At 33.4% G+C, this 18,263-nt stretch carries 21 protein-coding genes and 1 other RNA gene; 15 read left to right on the top strand and 7 right to left on the bottom strand.

Annotated elements, in window-relative coordinates:
- Positions 1-1,469 (bottom strand): VWA domain-containing protein (locus B0A65_RS15090; protein ID WP_123890364.1); only part of this gene is annotated, 1,469 nt, incomplete at its 3' end.
- A gap of 48 nt (positions 1,470-1,517) precedes the next feature.
- Positions 1,518-2,069 (bottom strand): hypothetical protein, encoded by a 552-nt coding sequence (locus B0A65_RS15085; protein WP_074663545.1) that lies wholly within the window; start codon positions 2,067-2,069, stop codon positions 1,518-1,520.
- A gap of 498 nt (positions 2,070-2,567) precedes the next feature.
- On the opposite strand from B0A65_RS15085, the gene B0A65_RS15080 reads away from it, so the two are divergent.
- From B0A65_RS15080 to B0A65_RS15055, 6 genes are all read left to right on the top strand, one after another.
- Positions 2,568-3,053, top strand: a complete 486-nt coding sequence (locus B0A65_RS15080) for a SixA phosphatase family protein (protein ID WP_074663548.1) — start codon at positions 2,568-2,570, stop codon at positions 3,051-3,053.
- 5 nt (positions 3,054-3,058) lie between these two features.
- Entirely contained in the window at positions 3,059-5,140 is a 2,082-nt protein-coding gene (gene ppk1 / locus B0A65_RS15075; protein ID WP_074663550.1) for a polyphosphate kinase 1, read from the top strand.
- A gap of 35 nt (positions 5,141-5,175) precedes the next feature.
- A complete protein-coding gene (locus B0A65_RS15070) occupies positions 5,176-6,066 on the top strand; it encodes a Ppx/GppA phosphatase family protein (RefSeq protein ID WP_074663553.1) in 891 nt (296 codons plus the stop codon).
- Positions 6,067-6,235: 169 nt separating this feature from the next.
- Positions 6,236-6,817, top strand: a complete 582-nt coding sequence (locus tag B0A65_RS15065) for a TMEM175 family protein (protein ID WP_074663556.1) — start codon at positions 6,236-6,238, stop codon at positions 6,815-6,817.
- A gap of 3 nt (positions 6,818-6,820) precedes the next feature.
- Positions 6,821-7,381 carry a Crp/Fnr family transcriptional regulator gene (locus tag B0A65_RS15060; RefSeq protein WP_074663558.1) on the top strand — a complete coding sequence of 187 codons (561 nt, stop codon included), beginning with the start codon at positions 6,821-6,823 and terminating at the stop codon, positions 7,379-7,381.
- 56 nt (positions 7,382-7,437) lie between these two features.
- A complete protein-coding gene (locus B0A65_RS15055) occupies positions 7,438-8,016 on the top strand; it encodes an NAD(P)H-dependent oxidoreductase (RefSeq protein ID WP_074663561.1) in 579 nt (192 codons plus the stop codon).
- Between the two features lie 96 nt (positions 8,017-8,112).
- On the opposite strand, the gene B0A65_RS15050 is transcribed toward B0A65_RS15055, so the two are convergent.
- The 3 genes from B0A65_RS15050 to B0A65_RS15040 all read right to left on the bottom strand — a co-directional run bounded on the left by B0A65_RS15050 (position 8,113) and on the right by B0A65_RS15040 (position 10,263).
- The gene (locus B0A65_RS15050) at positions 8,113-8,529 is read right to left on the bottom strand and encodes a DNA polymerase III subunit gamma/tau (RefSeq protein ID WP_074663564.1); all 417 of its coding nucleotides are present in this window, start codon (positions 8,527-8,529) and stop codon (positions 8,113-8,115) included.
- 254 nt (positions 8,530-8,783) lie between these two features.
- On the bottom strand, positions 8,784-9,869 hold the full coding sequence (gene dnaX / locus B0A65_RS15045; RefSeq protein ID WP_074663565.1) for a DNA polymerase III subunit gamma/tau: 1,086 nt from the start codon (positions 9,867-9,869) through the stop codon (positions 8,784-8,786).
- Positions 9,870-10,029: 160 nt separating this feature from the next.
- Positions 10,030-10,263, bottom strand: a complete 234-nt coding sequence (locus B0A65_RS15040) for a hypothetical protein (RefSeq protein ID WP_072976083.1) — start codon at positions 10,261-10,263, stop codon at positions 10,030-10,032.
- A 746-nt stretch (positions 10,264-11,009) separates the two neighbouring features.
- Here B0A65_RS15040 and B0A65_RS15035 point away from each other — a divergent pair.
- From B0A65_RS15035 to B0A65_RS15015, 5 genes are all read left to right on the top strand, one after another.
- Entirely contained in the window at positions 11,010-11,681 is a 672-nt protein-coding gene (locus B0A65_RS15035; RefSeq protein WP_123890362.1) for a hypothetical protein, read from the top strand.
- Positions 11,682-11,703: 22 nt separating this feature from the next.
- Complete coding sequence (locus B0A65_RS15030; protein ID WP_074663571.1) at positions 11,704-12,153, top strand: nuclear transport factor 2 family protein; 450 nt, start codon at positions 11,704-11,706, stop codon at positions 12,151-12,153.
- A gap of 42 nt (positions 12,154-12,195) precedes the next feature.
- Positions 12,196-12,678, top strand: a complete 483-nt coding sequence (locus B0A65_RS15025; RefSeq protein WP_074663575.1) for a cupin domain-containing protein — start codon at positions 12,196-12,198, stop codon at positions 12,676-12,678.
- Positions 12,679-12,975: 297 nt separating this feature from the next.
- Positions 12,976-13,458 carry a BON domain-containing protein gene (locus B0A65_RS15020; RefSeq protein WP_074663577.1) on the top strand — a complete coding sequence of 161 codons (483 nt, stop codon included), beginning with the start codon at positions 12,976-12,978 and terminating at the stop codon, positions 13,456-13,458.
- 7 nt (positions 13,459-13,465) lie between these two features.
- Entirely contained in the window at positions 13,466-13,837 is a 372-nt protein-coding gene (locus tag B0A65_RS15015; RefSeq protein ID WP_074663580.1) for a LysM peptidoglycan-binding domain-containing protein, read from the top strand.
- A 347-nt stretch (positions 13,838-14,184) separates the two neighbouring features.
- On the opposite strand, the gene B0A65_RS15010 is transcribed toward B0A65_RS15015, so the two are convergent.
- A complete protein-coding gene (locus B0A65_RS15010; protein WP_074663681.1) occupies positions 14,185-14,478 on the bottom strand; it encodes an SH3 domain-containing protein in 294 nt (97 codons plus the stop codon).
- A 123-nt stretch (positions 14,479-14,601) separates the two neighbouring features.
- Between B0A65_RS15010 and rnpB the strand changes: the two genes are divergently transcribed.
- The 3 genes from rnpB (at position 14,602) to B0A65_RS14995 (ending at position 17,308) form a co-directional block, all read left to right on the top strand.
- An RNA gene (gene rnpB, locus B0A65_RS15005) (RNase P RNA component class A) lies at positions 14,602-14,917 on the top strand.
- 30 nt (positions 14,918-14,947) lie between these two features.
- The gene (locus B0A65_RS15000) at positions 14,948-16,198 is read left to right on the top strand and encodes a cation:dicarboxylate symporter family transporter (RefSeq protein ID WP_074663583.1); all 1,251 of its coding nucleotides are present in this window, start codon (positions 14,948-14,950) and stop codon (positions 16,196-16,198) included.
- Between the two features lie 195 nt (positions 16,199-16,393).
- Entirely contained in the window at positions 16,394-17,308 is a 915-nt protein-coding gene (locus B0A65_RS14995; protein ID WP_074663586.1) for a ketopantoate reductase family protein, read from the top strand.
- Between the two features lie 10 nt (positions 17,309-17,318).
- Here B0A65_RS14995 and B0A65_RS14990 read toward each other — a convergent pair whose 3' ends face one another.
- A complete protein-coding gene (locus B0A65_RS14990; RefSeq protein WP_074663588.1) occupies positions 17,319-17,513 on the bottom strand; it encodes a hypothetical protein in 195 nt (64 codons plus the stop codon).
- Positions 17,514-17,698: 185 nt separating this feature from the next.
- On the opposite strand from B0A65_RS14990, the gene B0A65_RS14985 reads away from it, so the two are divergent.
- Complete coding sequence (locus tag B0A65_RS14985) at positions 17,699-18,250, top strand: hypothetical protein (RefSeq protein ID WP_074663591.1); 552 nt, start codon at positions 17,699-17,701, stop codon at positions 18,248-18,250.
- Positions 18,251-18,263: the final 13 nt, after the last annotated feature.

Here is an 18,263-nt window from a genome sequence, read left to right as displayed (position 1 = left end):
TAAAGTCCTGTTCCGCCAGATGCTGTAATGTTTATTGCTCCTGTTGCAGCACCAAAACACAGAACATCGGTTTGAGAAGTTTTTACCACGGCAACAGCTGAAGCCGGTTGTGTTATTTCAATAGTTAATATGCCTGTTGCGCAATTATTACTATCTGTAGCTGTTACTTTATAAGTTCCAAAAGTTAAGTTAGCGATGTTTTGTGATGTGGCGAAATCCACATTGTTTTTTGTCCATTTGAAGGTATAAGGCCCTTGACCGCCAGTAGGTGTATTAAGTGTAATTGCACCATTATTGCCCCCAAAACAATTAATATTCGTTTGCGATGCCACTGTTACTATAGGGCAAGGAACATTGGTAGTAGGTGAGGTTATATTTTGGAATGTCGTGGTACAAACTGCATTTTGAAAATCTAATCTTGAAGTACTAACCAGTTGATTACCGCATGTGTTCGGTTTTGGAGTCAATCTATATTTTAAAGTAATAGTTTCAACATTCAAAAAGTCAAAATTCCATGCAATTGTCTGTCCTGTAACAGTTGTTGTTCCTTTGGTGGTGGTAACAGCTCCAATTATAAAATTAGGATCAACAGTTTCCTTTTCAAAAGGAGTTCCTACTATTTGTTTAGCTACCCAGGATAATTGAGTGAAAATTTGAGAATAAATTCCAGTTAAATCAGCTGCGTTTTCAGTAGAGAAAGATCCTCCAGACTGAATTTTACCTAATGTATATTCTGCATCAATTTGCTCATTTCCATTAATTGCTTTAAATAATCCAACTGAAAAAATCTGATTGTTATAAGTAACCCCAAGTTTAACAACTGTTTTTCCTGCATTTGCTGCAGCTATTGCATCTTGTATACATGTGCCTTGTTGTCCACTGCTACAGTTAGAATGGCTAACAGATGCATTTGCTACTCCATCAGTTAATAAAACGATACTTCTTGCCGTTGCACAATCGTAAGTTGCTGAGTTTAGTACTTCGTTGGCTTTAAGCATACCCGCTTCAATATTTGTACCACCGTTTGCAACAAGTCCATTAATGATAGCTTTTAATCCGGTTTTACCACTAGAATCGGTTAGCCCTTGTTTTATCGTTCCATTATTACTGAAAGTTACAATTGCGACTTTGTTGAATCCGGTTGGATTATTAGCAGCAAGAAACATTTTGTCAATAAAATCATTAGCAGCATCTTGTGCATAAGCTAGTGGTTTCGGATTGTTTCCATCTCCCATACTTCCTGATACGTCAATAACTAAAACAACTTCTAAAGGTCTTGCAACAGGGTTTGAACCCTGGATTTTCAATTCCACATCTAGTGCTCCACAGACTCCAGGCGCTACAGTAACAGTTTTTGTTGGTGTAATTGTTTGTGTAAAACCTATTGTAGAAGAAAGTAATAAAAGCAACAAGTAAAATGTTTTGTTGAACTCTTTTATAAAATGGATAAAGTGTAATGTTTTTTTCATTTTATGTGAATTTAAATTGAAAAACAATTAAATATTTAGAGCAAATATTTAATTTTCAGAAGGATTGTTTACGATTGTATGTACTACAGTGCTTACTGTGTGATTGGTGCAATTAGTCGATGTCGCATTTACTTGCATGCAATTCCATTTGTTGTATGGAGTACCTTGAGGAACCGTCAAATGAAGTAAAAATGTAGCTGTTTGATGTGCAGGAACCGTAATAGTATTTATGGGTACCGAGCTGTTATCCAGAAAACCACTGATTAAATTTACATTTCCAGAAGTACTGCTTTGATCATTATTGGAGCAATTCCCATTTATATTCAGAGCACTCAGATTATAAACATCAAGTGAATTCCCATCGTTGGTTAATACCATTGTAAAATAGGCCCCATCGTTACCAGCGTTATTGTAATTTCTATTTTTTTCAACTTCTAAAGTTGAACTACAACCGCCAGATTGTGCAAACGAAATTGTTGTAATTAAACAAAACAGTATCGTAAAAATGTTTTTTTGAAAGATATTTTTTTTGAAGGAAAAAATAAACTTACAATTATTTACAAATTTTACTGCTTTTTCAAGAGTAGTTTTAGTTCTCATAACTTAGGGTTTTTGTTTAAGGTATTTGCTAAATTTTAACACAATCAAAGTTATATAGAGTGTTTTATTTTGATTTTTTTTGTCTGTAACTAACCTAAAAACTCGTTGAAATGTCTTTTTTTTGTTAAATAATGGTCAAAAAAACATTTTTTTATGCCATTTCTAACAAATAAAAAAAGAGCATTTTTTTACTTTTTCAGGGTAAAAAGTAAATTTCACGATATTGTAAATGATTAATAATCAGATATTTAGTTAATTTTTTATTAATTTGAATAAATCGACTAAGTGAATGGTTTAACAGATGAAGTACACTTTTTTTATGAAATGAACATTTTGATTTTTAAAATTTTATCCATTCTGCACTTTCTATTTTCTTGTTAAAATTTTCGACTAAATGTTAACAGAAATAAAAAAATGAGAACTATTAAAATTTCTTTTGTAAATTAGAACTTCAATAAATCAGAACTTCTTTTTTGATGTTTCTAAAAACTTCAGCTTATGAAAAATTTAATATTAATACGTCATGCTAAATCAAGTTGGGAAGCACCTTTAAAAGACTTTGACAGACCTTTAATGAAGAGAGGAATTTTAGATGCGCATGATGTATCGGCCAATATTTCAAAATATCTTCCAAAGACATATATAATATGGAGTAGCACTGCAGCACGTGCCTCAGAAACTGCGCTAATTTTTGCCCAAAACATTTCATATCCTATTGAGAGTATCGTTTATAAAGACGATCTTTATACTTTTGATGAAAGACAGCTCGAAAAGGTTATCAAATCATGTGATAATAGTTTCGAAAGCGTTATTCTTTTCGGACATAACGAGGCTATTACAAATTTTGTTAATAAATTTGGGGATGTTTTTATCGAAAACGTCCCGACTTCAGGTTTTGTATCATTACAATTCGACAGTGAAAGCTGGGATAACATCAATAAAGGCAAAACCCATAAAACAATTTTCCCCAAAGATTTAAAATAAATAAAGTGTACGAACAGAAATATATCGATAGAGAAAAAAGTTGGTTAGCGTTTAATGCAAGAGTGCTTCAGGAAGCAGCAGACAACACGGTACCACTTTTAGACAGGTTGCGTTTTGTTGGAATTTTTTCGAACAATTTAGATGAATTTTTTAGAGTTCGTTATGCCGCAATCCGTAGATTAAGCCTTTCAGGAATTTCTGGCGAAAAATATTTAGGAGGCGTTTCTGCCCATCAATTAGTAAAAGATATTACAGAAATTGTAATTCAGCAGCAATCTGAAAGTCTTCGTATTTTAGGTAATATTGAAGCAGAATTGGAAGCTGAAAACATTTTCATTATTAACGAAGATCAAATTACACAGGATCAGGAAAGATTTTTGAAAGACTTTTTTATTCAGAAATTAAGTCCGGAACTTGTAACTATCATTTTGAATGATTTAGCCGAATTTCCGATTCTTAAAGATACTTTGGGATATTTGGCTGTTCGATTAGAGATGAATCAAAATGATGAAATTCGATATGCCGTTATCGAAATTCCGAAAACAATAAACAGATTTGTCGTTCTGCCATCTCATGATGATAAACATTATGTTATTTTGATCGACGATGTAATTCGTTACAATCTGAAGAATATTTTCAATATTTTCGATTATAAGAGTGTATCGGCACACATGATTAAAATTACGCGTGACGCACAGTTGGATATCGATAGTGATTTGAGCAAAAGTATGCTTGAAAAAATAGCAACTTCAGTAAAGGACAGAAGAATAGGCGAACCTGTTCGTTTTATTTATGATAATTTAATTGAAGAAGATACATTGCACTTCTTTCTGGATAAAATGAAAATCGTCGAAACAGATAGTATTATCCCGGGAGGAAGATATCATAATCGTCGTGATTATATGAGTTTTCCAAATCTTGGAAGATTCGACTTATTGTATAAACCAAATGAGCCTTTACCAATTCCGGGTTTAAGTTTAGGCGGAAGTATATTGGAGAAAATCAGTAAAAAAGATTATTTATTACATGCTCCATATCAGTCATTCTCCTATCTGACAAAGTTTTTGCGTGAAGCTGCCTTAGATCCTAAAGTAACAAGTATAAAAATTACTTTATATCGTTTGGCTAAAAATTCGCAGATTATCAGTTCTTTAATTAACGCAGCCAAGAACGGTAAAAAAGTTACGGTTCAAATTGAACTTCAGGCCCGTTTTGACGAAGCAACAAATATTTCATATGCCGAACAAATGCAAACCGAAGGTATTGAACTTATTTTTGGAATTAAAGGGCTAAAAGTACACAGTAAAATATGTGTGATAGAAAGAGTCGAAGAAGGAAAAACGCGCCGTTATGGATTTATTTCTACAGGAAACTTCAACGAATCAACAGCGAAAATTTATACTGATGTTACATTGCTTACATGTCATCAGGGGATTCTGAAAGACATTTCTAAAATATTTGAGTTTTTTGATATCAATTATAGAGTACACCGATACAAACATTTAATAGTATCGCCCCATTATACCAGAACAAAATTTATCAAACTAATTGATCGTGAAATTTTACACGCTTTGGCAGGTAGAAAAACACATATTAAGCTTAAAATGAATAGTTTGTCTGATTTTAAAATGATCGATAAATTATATGAAGCAAGTAATGCGGGAGTAAAAATTCAGTTGCAGGTTAGAGGAATTTGTTCTTTAATTCCGGGAATTCCGGGAATGAGTGAAAATATCGAAGCCATAAGTATTGTTGATAATTATCTGGAACATTCAAGAGTTTATATTTTTGGAAATGCCGGTTTAACCGAGGTGTATATTTCATCGGCTGATTTTATGACCAGAAACCTGGACGGAAGAGTAGAAGTAACTTGCCCAATTTATGATCTGGAAATTAAAAAAGAACTAATTGATAATTTTAATATTGCATGGAAAGGGAATGTTAAAGTGAGATATCATTCCTATAAATTAGACAATAAATACAAGCCTAGAAATCATCATGCCCCATTTAGAGCTCAGCTTGAAACCTATAAATACTACCAAAATAAAATTGCAGTATTAGAAGAGGTTGCACAGAAAATAAATTAATAAAAACCAAAATAAATTTCAAATCATAAGTGAGCATGATTAATATAAAGAAGTTTGCAGCAATAGATATCGGATCAAATGCCATGAGGCTGCTGATATCGAATGTTGTAGAACAAGAAGGCAAAGAACCACAATTTAATAAAAGTTCACTTGTTCGTGTGCCAATTCGCTTGGGACAAGATGCCTTTACTGTAGGTGAAATTTCAGAAGAAAATATAGATCGAATGGTGGATGCCATGAAAGCATTCAATCTTTTGATGAAAGTACATAAAGTAGAACGTTATATGGCGTTTGCTACATCGGCAATGCGTGAAGCCTATAATGCAAAAGAAGTTGTCGCTTTGATTAAGAAAAAAGCCGACATAAAAATCGAAATTATTGATGGTAAAAAAGAGGCTGCTATTATTGCTTCTACAGATTTACATCATTTATTAAAAACAGACGAGACATATTTATTTGTAGATGTGGGCGGTGGAAGTACCGAATTCACCTTATTCTCTGATGGAAAAATGATTAATTCAAGATCGTTTAAAGCAGGAACAGTTCGTTTGTTAAATGATATGGTGTGCGATGTTGTTTGGGATGAAATCGAAAAGTGGATTAAAACCAATACCGCAGGTTACGAAGAAGTAACACTGATTGGCTCTGGTGGAAACATCAATAAATTGTTTAAGATGTCTGGAAAACAGCAGGAAAAACCGCTCTCCTACATTTATATCAATTCACAATACGCCTTTTTAAACTCATTGACATACGAACAAAGAATCGCAGAACTAGGTTTAAACTCTGACCGCGCCGACGTAATTATTCATGCAACAAGAATTTATCTGAATGCAATGAAATGGAGTGGGGCACGCCAGATTTATGTTCCAAAAATCGGTCTTTCTGATGGTATCGTCAAAGCAATGTATTACGGTAAAATTTAGTAAAAATAGTCACAGATTTCACAGATTCAAATATTGGAATCTGTGAAAATCTTTTAATCTGTGGCAAAAAATATGCACTCTAATTTACACAAGTTAATATGTTTCACTACGAATAAAAAAGTAGTGAAAATTAGTAAAATTCGTGGCAAACCTTTTAAATTAACATAGAATGAATAAAACCAGACTTGAAGCTTTTAGTGATGGAGTTTTGGCAATTATAATCACGATTATGATTTTGGAAATCAAAGTACCACACGGAGAAGAATTTTCCGATTTAAAACCCTTGATTCCAAAATTTCTAAGTTATATTCTGAGTTTTATTTACGTTGGAATTTATTGGAATAATCACCATTATTTAATTCATAGCTTAACCAAAATCAACGGAAAAATTCTGTGGGCAAATTTGCACTTGCTTTTTTGGTTGTCCTTAATTCCTGTTGCTACAGGTTGGATGGGTGAACACAATTTTGCAAAAGCGTCCATGACTTTGTATGGCGCTGTTTTACTGTTGTGTTCAATATCTTATTTTATCTTACAGCACGCCATTATTGTCAACGAAGGAGAAAACTCATTATTAGCAAAAGTTATTGGCAGGGATTTAAAAGGACATGCTTCTTCTATTTTATATGTAGTTGGAATATTTACTTCATTTTATAATGAATGGATTTCTGGTGCGGCTTATTTTATCGTGGCAATGTTATGGCTTATTCCGGATAAAAGGATCGAAAGGGTTTTTACTTCAAAAGATTAATTCATGAAAACTCTTTTTCAGTCAATTCAGGCTTTTTCAGTCGATGATTTAAATCAACTTGATAATTTTATTACTTTTCGAACTCTTAAAAAGGGAGAATTGTTATTGGCAGAAAATCAGGTTTGCAATGAAATTGTTTTTATAAAAAAAGGAATTTTGCGTTCGTATTTTTTCAATCATCAGGGCGATGAAATTACTAATTGTTTTGCTTTTGAGAACGAGTTTATGGCTTCATTTTCCAGTTTTATAACCCGTGAAATAGCTCAGGAAAATATTCAGGCTCTGGTCGATACAGAATTACAGGTATTAAATCGGGATAGCTTGGAAAAGCTTTATAAAACAGGAATTCATTGGCGGGAAATTGGACGTAAGTTGACAGAAATGGAATATGTAACGCTTCAAAAAAGAATGATTTCTTTTCAAAAATTATCTGGAAAACAACGTTATGAAGAATTGTATCAAAACCATCAAAAATACATTCAGTTGATTCCGCTTCAATATCTGGCTTCTTATTTAGGTGTTACTCCAAGACATTTAAGCAGAATTCGAAAAGCTATTTTATAGGACATTTGTCCAGTGTTCTTTTTCATGCTAATAGTATTTTTGTAAAAAATGTAAATATGAAAAAAGTACTGATTATAAACGGGCATCCAAATTCGGAAAGTTTCAATTTTGCTATCGCAGATTCTTATCAAAAAGGCGCGATTGCTTCTGGTGTAGAAGTAGATACTATTACAATTGCCAATTTAGATTTTAGTCCAAATTTGAAATTTGGTTACCAAAAAAGAACTGAATTAGAACCTGATTTATTAGCGTCCTGGGAGAAAATACAGAAAGCAGATCATTTAGTCTGGATTCATCCTGTATGGTGGGGAGGACTTCCGGCAATTACAAAAGGATTTATCGATCGTTTATTTTTACCGGGAATGGCATTTCAATATCGGGAGAATTCCGTTTGGTGGGATAAATTACTAAAAGGAAAAACAGCTCATATTATTACGACTCTAGATCAGCCAAGCTGGTATTACAGAATTTTTTATGCGAGGCCAAGCGTTAATCAATTAAAGAAATCAACTTTGGAATTCTGCGGAGTTAAGCCAGTAAAAGTTAGTTACATCGGGATTATCAAAGGATCTAATGACTCCCAAAGAAAAAAATGGCTTGATAAAGTTTATGATTTTGGATTAAGAAATAAATAAATGTTTGTCACGAATTAGACTAATTTGCTCGAATTATTTATTTTTTGACGAAGAGAAATTAGTGAGAATTAGTGGAATTCGTGAAATACAAAAACATTAAGTATGTAAATCCAATCCAAAGGTTGTACGTAAAAGTTCAATATTTGGGTTGATTTCTAATAAACGGTTATAACGATCCTGATCATTAAAACTTCTTTTGGTTTCTATCGCCTCATTCACAATAATTTCAATTGTAATATCGTGGTTGTGCAAATGTCCTCTCAAGTGTCCTAAAATACCATTAATCTGACCTTCAAAATCTAATTTAGAACCTTCGTTTGGTAATTCAAGAGTAATTGCGGTGCCGTTTAATTTTGGGTCGTTAATCAGTAATAACGATTCCATTATTTTGAAACCTTTTTCACCAAGACGTTGTGCATATTTATTCCATTGTACCAACATTTCTGTTTCTGTAAACTCTTCCGTAGGTAAAACAGAAGTAGGCTTTACATACGATTTATTGCTTTCTTCCATTTCTTTTTTCGCACGAATACTAGCGAGAGAAAAAGCAGAAACCTTTTTAGGTTGATTTTCAGTTGAAGAAGTTTGGTTTTCAACAGCAGGAGAAACAGGATTTTCAGCTTTTGGAGTTGAAACTATTTCTTCTTTTTGTTGATTTAAAGCTTCAGAAGAGTTATTTGAATTTTCAGTTTGACCTTCGACTTTCGGCTTTTGACTTTTGACTTCAACTATAGAATAACCTCCATTTTTAAAATAAGTAGGGGGAATTATGAATTGCTCAACTTTTTTTTTTCTCCATCAAAGTTGATAGAGGCTAATTGCATCAAACATAATTCAACCAAAAGACGTTGGTTTTGACTCAGTTTGTATTTTAAATCGCAATCATTGGCAATGTCGATTCCTTTCAATAAAAAGTCCTGAGAGCATTTTTGAGCCTGCACGCCGTACATTTGTTGTGCTTGTTCCCCAACTTCAAGTAAACTCAAAGTGGCAGGCGTTTTGCTTACCAATAAATCTCTAAAGTGCGAAGCCAGACCTGCAATAAAATGGTGCCCGTCAAAACCTTTTGCCAGAATATCATTGTAAGCTAATAAAAGCTCCGGAATCTTATTTTCTAAAAGTAAATCGGTAATGCTGATGTAAGTTTCGTAATCTAAAACGTTTAGGTTTTCAGTTACAGCCTGACGTGTTAAGTTAGTTCCGCAGTACGAAACAACACGGTCAAAAATAGATAAAGCATCACGCATCGCACCATCCGCTTTTTGAGCGATAATGTGCAAAGCATCGTCTTCAAAATTGATTCCCTGACTTGTAGCAACTTCAGCTAAATGTTCTTTAGCATCTTTTACCGTAATTCTTTTGAAATCAAATATCTGACAACGTGATAAAATCGTTGGAATAATTTTGTGTTTCTCTGTTGTTGCTAAAATAAAAATAGCATGTTTTGGCGGCTCTTCTAATGTCTTTAAAAAAGCATTAAAAGCTGCCGAAGACAACATATGAACCTCGTCAATAATATAGACTTTGTATTGCCCGGTTTGTGGCGGGATTCGAACCTGATCAATCAGACTTCGAATATCATCAACTGAGTTGTTAGAAGCCGCATCTAACTCAAAAACGTTAAAAGCAAAATCTTCATTTGGATCGTCATATCCTGGCTGGTTTATCTTACGGGCCAAAATACGCGCGCAAGTTGTTTTTCCAACACCACGCGGTCCGGTGAACAAAAGGGCAGAGGCAAGGTGATTGCTTTCAATAGCATTTAACAAAGTGTTTGTAATGGCTTTCTGACCTACAACATCCTTAAAGGTTTGTGGGCGATATTTACGAGCCGATACTACAAATTGTTCCATATTCTTTTTTATTCGATAGCAAATATAGGGTATAATTTAATGATTTGAAAATTTAAAAAATGAAAGATTTTAAGTGTTTTGAATATCAGAAAGTAAGGTCTTGTTATTTAAAATTTAAATTAAAAAATAACAATATTACTCTTGTCAAATGGATTTCAAATTACTTAGAAGCATCTTTTTTTTCTTTAAAATTATTCTTTCTAAGATTCATTCCGTAAGTATAATTAGTAGAAAGAATTACATCATTGCAGTCAAAATGTTTTATAACGCCATTTTCTTGCAGTGCTACTACCCAACACGTATTTTGATGCATTCCGTAATCAATAAGAAAAATTGCCTGACCGGTTCCTAGTGGTGTTTCCACTAATATAGAAGGTTTTAATTGATGTATCATGATTTCTAAATTTTTTATAAAAATAATTTGATTAGAAATCAGATAGTTATATCATTGTAGAAATAGTTTACAGAATTAAAGGAAAAAAGAGTTATGTGTTTTGTAATCAGAAAATTGAATAATTAAAATACCACATAAAAACGATTAAGAGGAAAGATTTGGAGGGTAATATTTTGCAATACAATTTTTGTAATAAAAAATGTACTATTTTTATGCGTACAAGACTGATTTATCTTCCTCGACTTTCTTTATGAAATACTTATAGGCAAAAGACCATTGAAATAGTAGAAAATAAAATCATTTATGAAGCCAATTATGGATGGTTTAAAGATGGAAAGAGAGAAATTGAAATTACGAATCCGAATTATTCATATAAATCAGTAGGTTATGAAGAAGAAAATGAAGGTGTATTGATTATTTCTTCTGAACAGTCTCAAATGGAATCTGTTGTAAAAATGCCAATGAATGATTTAGAATCATTGTTGTTTATTTTGGAGACTACCAAAATTTAAAAAATCTCTGTAAATGGATTAATCTTTATATTTTAATATTCTCTATTCATGAAAAACAAAATTAAATTTGAGCTCTTAACTTCTGAATTATTCATTTTAGGAATATTTACTGTATTAGTAAATGATTTTTACTTAAAGTACGAATTTTCAAATATCATTACCGGAAAATTAAGCGACTTTGGCGGACTCTTCATATTTCCGTTTTTTCTTGCGGTATTCTTTCCGAACCAAATTGTGAAAATTTATTTTTCAACGGGGTTCTTTTTTATTTTTTGGAAATTTCAAATTTCAGATGGATTTATTAACTGGATTTCACAAAGCCTGAATCTTGCTTTTTATAGAACAGTAGACAGTTCAGATTTAATAGCTTTATCTGTTTTGCCTTTATCTTATCAGTATTTTAAAAAGAAATATGAAGAAAATAAAAAATCATTCTTTTTAGTGAATTCCTTAATTGGGAGTTTATGCGTTTTTACAATTTTGGCAGACAGCCAACCCAGACAAGAAATTGCCGTTAAAATAAAATCAAAACAAATCTATCAAATGCCTATGAGCAAGGCAGATTTGTATAAAAAATTGAATATAAATAATATTGGGGGAGAAATTGAAGAATTAGAAGGTGCTATTAATTTTTCGTTTGACATACCAGAATATAATGCAATAGCAACTGCAATTACCAGAATAACTGAAGACTCAAAAGGAAATGTATTTATAAAAGTTGATAGCATAACAGATATTACAGTTAGGGGAAAGTTAATTCTTGGAATTAAAAATAGTGACTTGGAAGGTGCTAAAAAAATGACTAAAAATCGATTGGAATCATTATTTAAACAAAATTGTATTGATGAACTCTTGCGTAAAGGATTTTTAAAAAGTGATACGTTCTGGGCAGACACAAAATATTAATAACTTTTAATCGTCAGTTTTTATGAAAAAATATCTATTATTTATTACAATTGTTCTTTGCTCTTTTCAACTTCAAGCTCAAACATCTCAGGATTTGCTTGATATCAAACGTGTTGCTTTGGCTTATATCGAGTCACAACATACTCCAAATCCAAAATTGATGGAAAGTGCCTTGCACCCTCGTTTGGTAAAAAGATCAGTTTTTAGAAATAAGACTGCCCAAAAAGATTTTGTATCAGAATATTTTGCAGAGAATATGATTATTCTTGCGGAAACCTATAATGTAAAAGGTGATAAGTTTCCTAAAAATCCAAGAAAAGAAGTGAAATTATTGGATGTTTCTGCAAAAATAGCATCAGTTAAATTAATAGCAGATGCCTGGATCGATTATATGCATATTGTAAAGGAAAACGGAGAATGGAAAATAATAAATGTACTTTGGCAATATAATGATGTGAAGCAGCATGAATAGGATTTCTTTATAAATTTGTTGTAAAACAAAATAATTATTAAAATGAAAACTCCAAACCCAATCATAACCGTCAACGAAACCGAAGGCCAAAAACTTAAAATAGCCGGAGGCAATTACCGTATTATAATTTCAGGAAAACAAACCAATGGAGGATATGCCGTAATCGAAATGGCGGTTCCTCCGGGTGCGGGGCCTAATCCACATTCGCATGCTGATTTTACAGAAACCTTTTTTGTTTTGGAAGGCGAAGTTTCTTTTAAATCGGAATTAGGAAGTTATGTTGCGAAAAAAGGTTCTTTTGTGAATATTCCAAAAGGCGGAATTGTACACGGTTTTAAAAACCTTTCTAACGAACCGGCTAAACTCTTGTGCACCGTAACACCAGCCGGTTTAGATGATTTATTTGAAGAAATAGCAGAATACCTTGAAACTTCTTCAAACACAGAAAGTGAAACAAAAGAAAAATTAAATTCCCTCTTCGAAAAATACGGACAGCAAATGTTTCCTCCTGATTATTTAGACTAATATTTAGTTTACAGTCGCAGTCTCAGTCGCAGTATTCAGTCACAGTCACAGTTTACAGTATTCACAGTATTCGGTCTTTGTATTTAGCGTCGCGGAGTGAAAACTGTTAATGGCACCCCAACTGTAAACTGTGACTGAATACTGTGACTGAATACTGCGACTGAATACTGCCACTGAATACTGCCACTGAATACTTTAAAAAAACTGGAAATAATATAAATTTAGTAACATAATTATGTAAGATGTTGATTTTTAATTTTTTAACTTTAAGAGTTAATAAACTAAAAAGATATCATTATGAAAATTAAATCAATTTTATTAGGGATGAGCTTTGCTTTTCTGTTGGTTGCCTGTGGTCCAAAAGACGCAGATATTGAAAAAGAAATAGACGCAAAAATCAGTGGATTGGCGGGAGTCGATGTTACGGTTGTAAAAGGTGTTGCTACTATTTCGGGTACTTGTCAGGATGATGGTGTTAAACAAAACGCAGAAAGTATTGTAAAAGGAGTTAAAGGGGTAAAATCAGTGGTGAATAACTGCGAAATTATAGCTCCGGAACCTGTAGCGGCTGAAGCTGCGCCGGTTGAAATTAATCCGGATACTGTTTTAACCACTTCGGTAAATGAGGTAGTGAAAGCTTATAGTGGTGTTAGCGCTACTGTTGCTAGTGGTGTAGTTACACTTACAGGAGAAATTAAAAGAAGCCAATTAGCACCTTTAATTCAAAGTGTGCAGGAATTGAAACCTAAAAAAGTAGAAAACAAATTAACTATTAAATAATGATGTTATGAGTTTACAAGAGAAATATAAAGAGTTGACAGATTTAGCTTCTACTTTGGGTGTAGCAAATTTACAAGTTAGAGAACAGGATAATGTATTGTATATTGATGGTACAGCAAAATCTGCAGCTGATAAAGAGAAACTTTGGGATAGTTACGGAACATTAGACCCTGATTACAGATCGGCCGATGTGGTGATGAATATCGAAGTGGCGGAAGGAACAACTACTGAATACACAGTTAAAAGTGGCGATTCGTTATCCAAAATAGGGAAAGATCATGGCGTCTCCTGGCAAACTATTTTCGAAGCCAATAAAGATGTAATTAAAAATCCAGATCTGATTCAGCCGGGTTGGAAATTGAAGATACCAACGGCGTAATTTATTTGCGGGTTGTTTTGAAAGTCTGTCATTTTTATGATGGACTTTTTTTTGTTTTAACCATTTTATTTAACCGCAAAGAGCGCAAGGGGTTTATGCGAAGTTCGTTAAGTTTTTTCTCATTTTATGTCATTGCGAGGAACGAAGCAATCACATTTGCCAGAGCAAATTTGCTTTTTGAAGTGTGGTTGCTTCGTTCCTCGAAATGACAGGATTGTGGTTACTTTGTTAAAACAAAACTTATTTTGAAACTGAGTGCCCTAGCCCTGATAGGAGCGGTATCCTTTTATGGCGGGGTTCGCCATGAAAGATACAAGCAGATAGCAGGAAATAGCTCCTTCTAAACATCACCTTCCCTTTATGCTCAGATCAAATAAAAATTTTGCGGTTTCCTGATCGGAGTCGGCGGAGAAACCTGCTACATAAACGCCCTTTTTGCCCGAATTTGATTTAATACCGTATACAACTGCCTCATCGCCTGGATCTGAATCCCCTTCGTATCGATACACATGTACAATTTCAAATTTTTCAGGATTTTTTTTAATCGCGTCAGCATTCCGATTAAAATCACATGTAAATCCTTTTTCATGAAGTTGGTCCAAAGCTTTTGAAACAGTTGCGTAGTGATACATTCTTGTCATGATAATTGATTTAAAAATTAAGGATTTTAAAGGTAACCAATTTAAAATTAAATTGTTATGAAAAATTTGTAAAAATCGGAAATTTAAATGACTGATTCTTCGTTGATAAATCGCTACTTTTGCACCGCAGACCGCCTTATCGTCGCTCAATTCGTTGGGGGGAGGAAAGTCCGGACACCACAGAGAAGCATAGCGGGTAACACCCGTCGGTGTTAGCAATAACGCAAGGACAAGTGCAACAGAAAGTATGTACAGGTAATGCTGTAGTGAAACCAGGTAAACTCTATGCGGTGAAATACCAAGTATATCAGCATTTAAGGGCTTCTCGTCCGTTGTTGAAGGGTAGGTAGCTCGAGTCCAGTAGTAATGCTGGATCTAGATAAATGATAAGGCCCTGATTTATCAGGGACAGAATCCGGCTTATAGGTCTGCATTTTTTATATATTTGTGAAAGCGCTAAATCAAATTCATGAATATCCCTACTCCAAACTCTTCTCCGAAAACTAAGAAAAGCACTTTTCATTCTATAATTACCAATCTTACTTTTTGGGTTTTAATTGCCATTATTGCTGGTGTTTTGCTCGGACATTTTTCTCCTGAAAACGGTGTGAAAATGGAAATCGTTGGAAAAACATTTGTCGATATCATCAAACTATTTATTGGTCCAATTATATTCCTGACGATTGTCTTGGGAATTTCCGGAATGGGAAACCTGAAAAAAGTAGGCCGAATTGGAATAAAAGCTTTGTTTTATTTTGAAGTGGTTTCGACGATTTCACTGGCTATTGGAGTGGGCGTTGCCTATTTCTTTCAACCTGGTAAAATTGATAAATCAGGTTTGGCTCTGCAGGATGCGAGTAAGTATACAAATCACGCTGCAGAGAACTTTTCATGGCTGCAGTTTTTTCTTTCTAATTTTACATTGCAGGTTTTATTGGCTGCGATAGTTTGCGGAATTGCCTTGAACTTTTATCAAAAAAGAGAGCAGACCATTCTGGTTTTAGAACGTTTCTCAAAAGTAGTTTTTACGGGATTGAAATATGTTATGTATTTGGCTCCAATTGGTGCGTTTGGAGGAATGGCTTATACAATTGGTAAATTCGGATTAGAGACATTAATTCCATTAGGAAAATTGATGCTTTGCGTTTATCTGACTATGGCTTTGTTTGTGTTCATGGTTTTGGGAACTATTTTGAGGTATTATAAAATCAATATTCTATCCATTCTAAAATACATTAAAGAAGAACTTTTATTGGTTCTTGGAACATCTTCTTCTGAAGCCGCTTTGCCAAGTATTATGGTAAAATTAGAACAAATGGGTTGCAGTAAATCGGTAGTGGGTTTGGTGATTCCGACGGGTTATTCTTTTAATCTGGATGGAACTTCGATTTATTTGTCGATGTCGGTTATCTTTCTGGCTCAATTGTATGATGTGCATTTGAGTTTTGCTGAAATTCTGAGTGTTATCGGGATTCTGATGATTACTTCAAAAGGCGCAGCGGGCGTAACTGGAAGCGGATTTATTGTTTTGGCTTCAACGTTAACAGCCATTCATAAAATTCCGGTTGAAGGTTTAGCCTTCTTATTGGGCGTTGATAAATTTATGAGTGAAGCAAGAGCGATTACAAACTTAATTGGAAATTCAGTTGCAACAATTATAATTTCGAAAACAGAGCACGATTTTACGGAGTTGAATTTGGAACCTGTTGTTGAGGAATAATGTATATTTTGCCACGAAGGCACAAAGACGCTAAGTTTTTATTTCATTGCGAGGAACGAAACAATCACATTTGATGGATCAATTATTAGTGGGGTTGCTTAGTTCCTCGCAATGACATACATTGTGCGTAGGTCAGTTGGAATTTAGACCCGAGCGATAGCGAACGGGCGAAGCAATTTTTTTAATTGGAATTTTATGATAAGAATAGGAATTTTAGGACTTGGTGGAGTAGGCGGATATTTCGGTGGACTTTTGGCGAAAGCCTATTATAATTCAACAGAGATTGAAGTAGTTTTTATTGCCAGAGGAGCAACAAAAGAAGCCATTGCTGAGAGCGGTTTGAAAATTATTAATGATGATTCTGAAATCGTTGCCTATCCAAAATTAGTTTCAAATAATCCGGATGAAATAGGTGTTTTAGATTATTTAATTTGCGCTACCAAAACCTATGATATTGAAGAAAGTTTACTTTCATTTCAAAAAAGCATTACTTCAAAAACTGTAATTCTACCTTTATACAATGGTGTTGATGCCCCGGAACGTATCGAGAAAATATTTCCTGAAAATGATATTTTGCAAGGTTGTGTTTATATTGTTTCAATGATTGCTTCGCCGGGGACCATTCGCAGATTAGGTTTTTACGAAAAGCTATTTTTTGGTTCAAAAACAACTTCAATTGCTAAATTAGAGGCATTGCAAAACATTCTTCAAAAAGCTAAAATCGAAAGTTATTTGGTTGAAAATATTGAAGAAACGGTTTGGGAAAAATTTATTTTTATTTCAGCTCTGGCTTCGGCAACTTCTTATCTCAACGAGAATATTGGTGAAATTTTAAAGAAAAAGAAATCAATGAAAGTGTATGTGGAATTGCTCCACGAAATTGAAGTGGTTGCAAAAGCAAAAGGATTGCAATTGCCAAAAGATATTGTTAATCAAACCGTGATTAAGCTCGAAAAATCACCAAAGGAAGCGACTTCATCGATGCATAGAGATTTACTGGCAAATCGAAATACAGAAGTAACTTCGTTGACACAATTTGTAGTCAACGAAGGTTTAAAATATAGTGTTGCAACTCCTCTCTACGAAAAGATCGCAAATGCATTATCGTAAATTATACCGTCTATGATTCGTCTTTTGTAGTACGAACTAAACTTATTCCGGAAGTAAAGAAAACGATTCCAAGGATTCCGTAAATAATAAGTGATTTAACATCTCGGGTTTCGCCGGATGTACCAGCAAAAATGACTGCTGTGTAAATAAGGCCCACAATTCCAAGAATGGTAAGCAATCCTCCAAATAATCTTTTTAGGTTCATGATTTTGATTTTTAATGTTTATCAAATTTACCTTCTAAAAACTTTATGGCTGTTATACAATTACTTAGGAAGCTTATATGATTTGCAGTACGGTTTATTATGAATTTTATGTAAGAATTGTTTTTGTTTTTGATTGCTTGTATGGTTTAAATGCTATTTTTGTCACAACCATTTAAAAACCAACAATGAAAAAAAATTATCTGTTTCTATTTCTTTCCGTACTTTTTTTTAATGCTGTAAATGCACAAGATGATGCTCCGATTTCGGTAGTAAAAAATCAATTTAAAATCAATCCTTTATTATCGCCAGGTTTTGTTTATGAACATGGTTTTTCAGCTAAGAATACGCTTTACTCTGAAATAAGTACAATTATTGGTTATAGACATGATGGTTTTTACAACGAATCGACCTGGTTTTTTGTGCCAAGAATTAATGAGCAATTTCGTCATTATTATAATTTAGAAAAAAGAGCTGCTAAAGGAAAAAGAACAGCAAATAACTCGGGTAACTTTGTTGCGTTATCTGCTGAATATCAGTTTGAATCGATTTCGACAAACAAATTGTTTACTGAGTACGTGCCTTCATTTACTGTTGGACCAGTTTGGGGAATCCAAAGAACTTATAAAGGGAAATTTAATATTGATTTAAATATTGGCGCTGGCGTAAATATTGATAAATACGATACTGAATTTACTCCAATTGCTAATTTTAGCTTAGGTTGGGTAATCGGAAATTAATTTTTATAAATAA

Origin of the sequence: Flavobacterium frigidimaris (assembly GCF_002217275.1) — a bacterium.
GTDB lineage: Bacteria > Bacteroidota > Bacteroidia > Flavobacteriales > Flavobacteriaceae > Flavobacterium > Flavobacterium aquidurense.
This window is presented reverse-complemented; position numbering and strand designations above follow the sequence as displayed.

What these genes read in the sequence shown, in the direction of transcription:
- B0A65_RS15040 (WP_072976083.1), bottom strand. Translation starts at nt 10,263, where the DNA reads ATGATACATCAATTAAAACCTTCTATATTAGTGGAAACACCACTAGGA.
- B0A65_RS14995 (WP_074663586.1), top strand. Translation starts at nt 16,394, where the DNA reads ATGATAAGAATAGGAATTTTAGGACTTGGTGGAGTAGGCGGATATTTC.
- B0A65_RS15030 (WP_074663571.1), top strand. Translation starts at nt 11,704, where the DNA reads ATGAAAAAATATCTATTATTTATTACAATTGTTCTTTGCTCTTTTCAA.
- B0A65_RS15050 (WP_074663564.1), bottom strand. Translation starts at nt 8,529, where the DNA reads ATGGAAGAAAGCAATAAATCGTATGTAAAGCCTACTTCTGTTTTACCT.
- B0A65_RS15010 (WP_074663681.1), bottom strand. Translation starts at nt 14,478, where the DNA reads ATGACAAGAATGTATCACTACGCAACTGTTTCAAAAGCTTTGGACCAA.
- B0A65_RS15085 (WP_074663545.1), bottom strand. Translation starts at nt 2,069, where the DNA reads ATGAGAACTAAAACTACTCTTGAAAAAGCAGTAAAATTTGTAAATAAT.
- B0A65_RS15015 (WP_074663580.1), top strand. Translation starts at nt 13,466, where the DNA reads ATGAGTTTACAAGAGAAATATAAAGAGTTGACAGATTTAGCTTCTACT.
- B0A65_RS15055 (WP_074663561.1), top strand. Translation starts at nt 7,438, where the DNA reads ATGAAAAAAGTACTGATTATAAACGGGCATCCAAATTCGGAAAGTTTC.
- B0A65_RS15000 (WP_074663583.1), top strand. Translation starts at nt 14,948, where the DNA reads ATGAATATCCCTACTCCAAACTCTTCTCCGAAAACTAAGAAAAGCACT.
- dnaX (WP_074663565.1), bottom strand. Translation starts at nt 9,869, where the DNA reads ATGGAACAATTTGTAGTATCGGCTCGTAAATATCGCCCACAAACCTTT.
- B0A65_RS14990 (WP_074663588.1), bottom strand. Translation starts at nt 17,513, where the DNA reads ATGAACCTAAAAAGATTATTTGGAGGATTGCTTACCATTCTTGGAATT.
- B0A65_RS15020 (WP_074663577.1), top strand. Translation starts at nt 12,976, where the DNA reads ATGAAAATTAAATCAATTTTATTAGGGATGAGCTTTGCTTTTCTGTTG.
- B0A65_RS15025 (WP_074663575.1), top strand. Translation starts at nt 12,196, where the DNA reads ATGAAAACTCCAAACCCAATCATAACCGTCAACGAAACCGAAGGCCAA.
- B0A65_RS14985 (WP_074663591.1), top strand. Translation starts at nt 17,699, where the DNA reads ATGAAAAAAAATTATCTGTTTCTATTTCTTTCCGTACTTTTTTTTAAT.
- B0A65_RS15080 (WP_074663548.1), top strand. Translation starts at nt 2,568, where the DNA reads ATGAAAAATTTAATATTAATACGTCATGCTAAATCAAGTTGGGAAGCA.
- B0A65_RS15070 (WP_074663553.1), top strand. Translation starts at nt 5,176, where the DNA reads ATGATTAATATAAAGAAGTTTGCAGCAATAGATATCGGATCAAATGCC.
- B0A65_RS15065 (WP_074663556.1), top strand. Translation starts at nt 6,236, where the DNA reads ATGAATAAAACCAGACTTGAAGCTTTTAGTGATGGAGTTTTGGCAATT.
- B0A65_RS15060 (WP_074663558.1), top strand. Translation starts at nt 6,821, where the DNA reads ATGAAAACTCTTTTTCAGTCAATTCAGGCTTTTTCAGTCGATGATTTA.